The sequence below is a fragment of the Amazonocrinis nigriterrae CENA67 genome (assembly GCF_016056305.1).
GTDB classification, from domain to species: domain Bacteria; phylum Cyanobacteriota; class Cyanobacteriia; order Cyanobacteriales; family Nostocaceae; genus Amazonocrinis; species Amazonocrinis nigriterrae.
The window spans coordinates 65,496-68,981 of the sequence record NZ_JAECZC010000028.1 but is presented as its reverse complement, the minus strand read 5'-3'; the positions used below and the strand labels follow the sequence as shown (position 1 = coordinate 68,981).

2 protein-coding genes are annotated in these 3,486 nt (G+C 41.3%); both read left to right on the top strand.

Going from position 1 to position 3,486, the window contains the following annotated elements; translation table 11 throughout:
- Positions 1-564 (top strand): rhomboid family intramembrane serine protease (locus I8748_RS15835; protein ID WP_198125536.1); only part of this gene is annotated, 564 nt, incomplete at its 5' end.
- Positions 565-923: 359 nt separating this feature from the next.
- Positions 924-3,482: a PAS domain-containing hybrid sensor histidine kinase/response regulator gene (locus I8748_RS15830; protein ID WP_198125535.1), complete on the top strand. Its 2,559-nt coding sequence runs from the start codon at positions 924-926 to the stop codon at positions 3,480-3,482.
- Positions 3,483-3,486 lie beyond the last annotated feature (4 nt).

The following is a 3,486-nucleotide window of genomic DNA, read 5'->3' as shown; positions in this document are numbered from 1 at the left end:
AATAGTTGGGGTGTCATTCCTGCCCAGATTAATGCGGCAATTACAAACGCATTCTTCAATCCCGCAGCTGGGATAGTTGTTTTTTGGCGGTCTTTTTCATTGCTTTTTGGGATGTTTCTTCATGGCAGTTTCAGCCAAATCTTAGGAAATCTACTATTTCTCTGGGTTTTTGGCAAGACTGTAGAAAATGTTCTAGGTGCTAGACTTTATCTAGGATTTTACCTGGCTGCTGGGATTTTGACAGGAATAGCACAAATTATTGCTGAACCGAATTTAACAGTACCATTGATTGGAGCGAATGGTGCGATCGCAGCTATTGTAGGTGCATACGTCATGAAGTTTCCCCATGCTAAAATTGACAGTATTTTGCCGCTAATATTTGTCTATATCCCTATTGAACTGCCAGTTTTTTTCTATGTATTTTGGTGGTTTGCACAACAGTTATTTTACGGCATCGGTAGTTTAAATATTCTCCCTTCTGGTGTTAATTCATTCAGTATTGCTTACTGGATGCAGATTGTAGGCTTGTTTATTGGTGTGGCTTTTATGCGGCTGAAGAAATAAAAAATAACCAATGGTTCTTGTAGCAGGAAAGTGAGGATAAGGGAGATGAGGGAGATGAGGGAGATGGGGTGCTTTTGGTGCAAGTAATGCAGGGGGAGAAATTACTAATACCCAATGCCCAATTCCCCATTCCCAATTAGCAATTCCCAATTACCAATTCCTAATGCCTTATGCCCCATGCCCCAATATACTAATTAATACATTGCTATATTTGCTGGTTGTAAAGATATGCCTTTGGGGTGAAACTTTTTTGTACCTTGCGAGAGATTGAATTTTTTAAATAAAAAATCCATACTCAATCAGATATATTGGATGCATACCACAAAAGATGGTATTGTTTATCATGAGTTATATTGCAAATGCCAGACGTTGATAAAACTAACTGTGAACTAACTGATGAACTAGCAGCTCTACGACAACGTGTTGCAGAGTTAGAGCAATCAGAAATGCAGTATCAGCGAAGGCAAGCAATACTAGAACAACAAATAGCAGAACTAGAAGTAAAACTAGCAACCACAGACGAAAGTCTTCATAGTCAAGTTGCTGGATGTGATGCGGAACGACAACAGGCAAAGGTAGCCTTGCAAGAAAGCTCAGAACAGTTGAGGCTAGTGCTAAATGCTGCCCACATGGGTTTGTGGGACTGGAATATTGCCACTAATAAAGTGATTTGGTCGGAAAATCATGAACTGCTTTATGGTTTAGTACCAGGTAGTTTCCCTGGCACTTATGAAGCTTTCTTAAGTTACGTTCATCCAGAAGACAGGCAATCTGTAATACAAGTTCTCATCCATGCTTTGGAAGAAAAGACTGACTACAGTGATGAATTTCGGATTGTTTGGCCAGACCAAAGTGTGCATTGGATTTTAGCCAAGGGACAATTTTTTTACGATGATCAAGGACAGGCGGTGCGGATGATTGGGGTTTGTATGGATATTACAGACCGCAAGCAGGCAAAAGAAAGTACTCGTCAATTAACCAGTAAGGTTCAAGAACAAGCAAATATTTTAAATGCTATTCTCGCCGCATCTGTTGATAATATTTTTATTATTAATCGCACAGGTTACTATCAATATGTTAGTCATGGTGGAGCCGCTGTGCTAGGCTTCAATGTCGAGGATATTATCGGTAAAAATGTGCGGGAACTGGATTTACCCGTAGACTTTATAGACAGGGTAGAGAATCAACGCCAAGTTGTGATGACAACTGGAGAACCGATTAAAGATGAGTGTGAATATGTTTTAGCAGATGGCACACATTACTATGAATACATCCTGACGCCATTACGAAATTTTGATCAAATTGAAGGTGTAATTACTGTTTCTCGTGATATTACAGAACACAAACGAGTTGAACATTCATTGCGCGAAAGTGAAGCCAGATTTCGCCGCTTGTTCGAGTCTAATTTGGTGGGAGTGGCTTTTTGGACTGTGGATGGTTTGATTACTGATGCTAATGACGCTTATTTACAATTAGCAGGCTACACTCGTGATGAGTTTACTGCTTTAGGCAAAATAGATTGGAGAAAACTGACTCCGAATGAGTATAAGTATTTGGACGATCGCGCTATCACAGAAGTAAAAGCCACTGGTGTTTCCCAGATTTATGAAAAAGAATACATCCATCGTGACGGCAAGCGAGTACCGATTGTTTTGGGGGTAGCGTTACTCAATGACTCTCAACATGATGGAGTCGCTTTTGTATTAGATATTACCGAACGTAAACGCGCTGAACAAGAACGCGATCGCCTGCTGCAACGAGAACGCACAGCCCGTAAAGAAGCAGAGGTTGCCAACCGCATTAAAGATGAGTTTCTCGCGGTTCTCTCCCATGAACTGCGAACCCCACTTAACCCGATAATGGGTTGGTCAAAATTACTACGTTCACGTAAGTTTGATGTGGAAACTACTAACCGCGCCTTAGAAACCATCGAACGCAATGCCAGATTACAAACTCAATTAATTGAAGATTTGTTAGATGTCTCTCGGATTCTCCAAGGAAAATTGAGTTTAAATGTCTGTCCCGTCAGCTTGCTGATGGTGGTAGAAGGTGCCATAGATACAGTACGACTAGCAGCAGAAGCTAAATCAATTCAAATTCAAACCATAATTGACCCTTCCTTGGGGCAAGTTATGGGTGATCCCAATCGCCTTCAGCAAGTTGTTTGGAACTTATTATCTAATGCAGTTAAGTTTACACCAAAAGGAGGATATGTAGAAATTCGAGTTGCAGAAGTTGATTACCAAGCTCAAATTACAGTCAGCGATACAGGTAAGGGAATCACCCCGGATTTTCTGCCTTACGTGTTCGATTATTTTCGTCAAGCTGATGGTACAACGACTCGCAAATTTGGAGGGCTAGGTTTAGGACTAGCAATTGTGCGTCAGGTTGTCGAACTACATGGGGGAACAGTTTGGGCAGAAAGTCCTGGAGAAGGAATGGGTGCAACTTTCACTGTGAGACTTCCATTTTTACTCAGAAACGAACAGGTAAGGCTTGAAAATGATCAGCCTCAACCTTTTAACCCTCATCCTGAGATACTTTCTAATATGCAAATTCTAGTAGTGGACGATGAACCGGATATCCGGGACTTAGTATCGTTTATTTTGCAAGAGTATGGAGTAAACGTAACTACCGTCGCTTCAGCAAAGGAAGCACTGCAAGCACTATCTGTGTCCATACCAGATGTTTTGATCAGTGATATTGGGATGCCAGAAGTAGACGGTTATATGCTAATGCGTCAAGTCAGAAAGCGATCACCACAACAAGGAGGAAATGTGCCAGCGATCGCTCTGACAGCATATGCTGGAGAAATTAATCAGCAGCAAGCACTAGCAGCAGGATTTCAATTGCACATATCCAAACCAGTAGATCCGGAAGTGTTAGTTAAGGCGATCGTTGGTTTGACAAAAGAATAGGGAA

Excerpts from the sequence above, each read along its gene's own strand:
- I8748_RS15830 (WP_198125535.1), top strand. The coding sequence starts at position 924 with ATGCCAGACGTTGATAAAACTAACTGTGAACTAACTGATGAACTAGCA.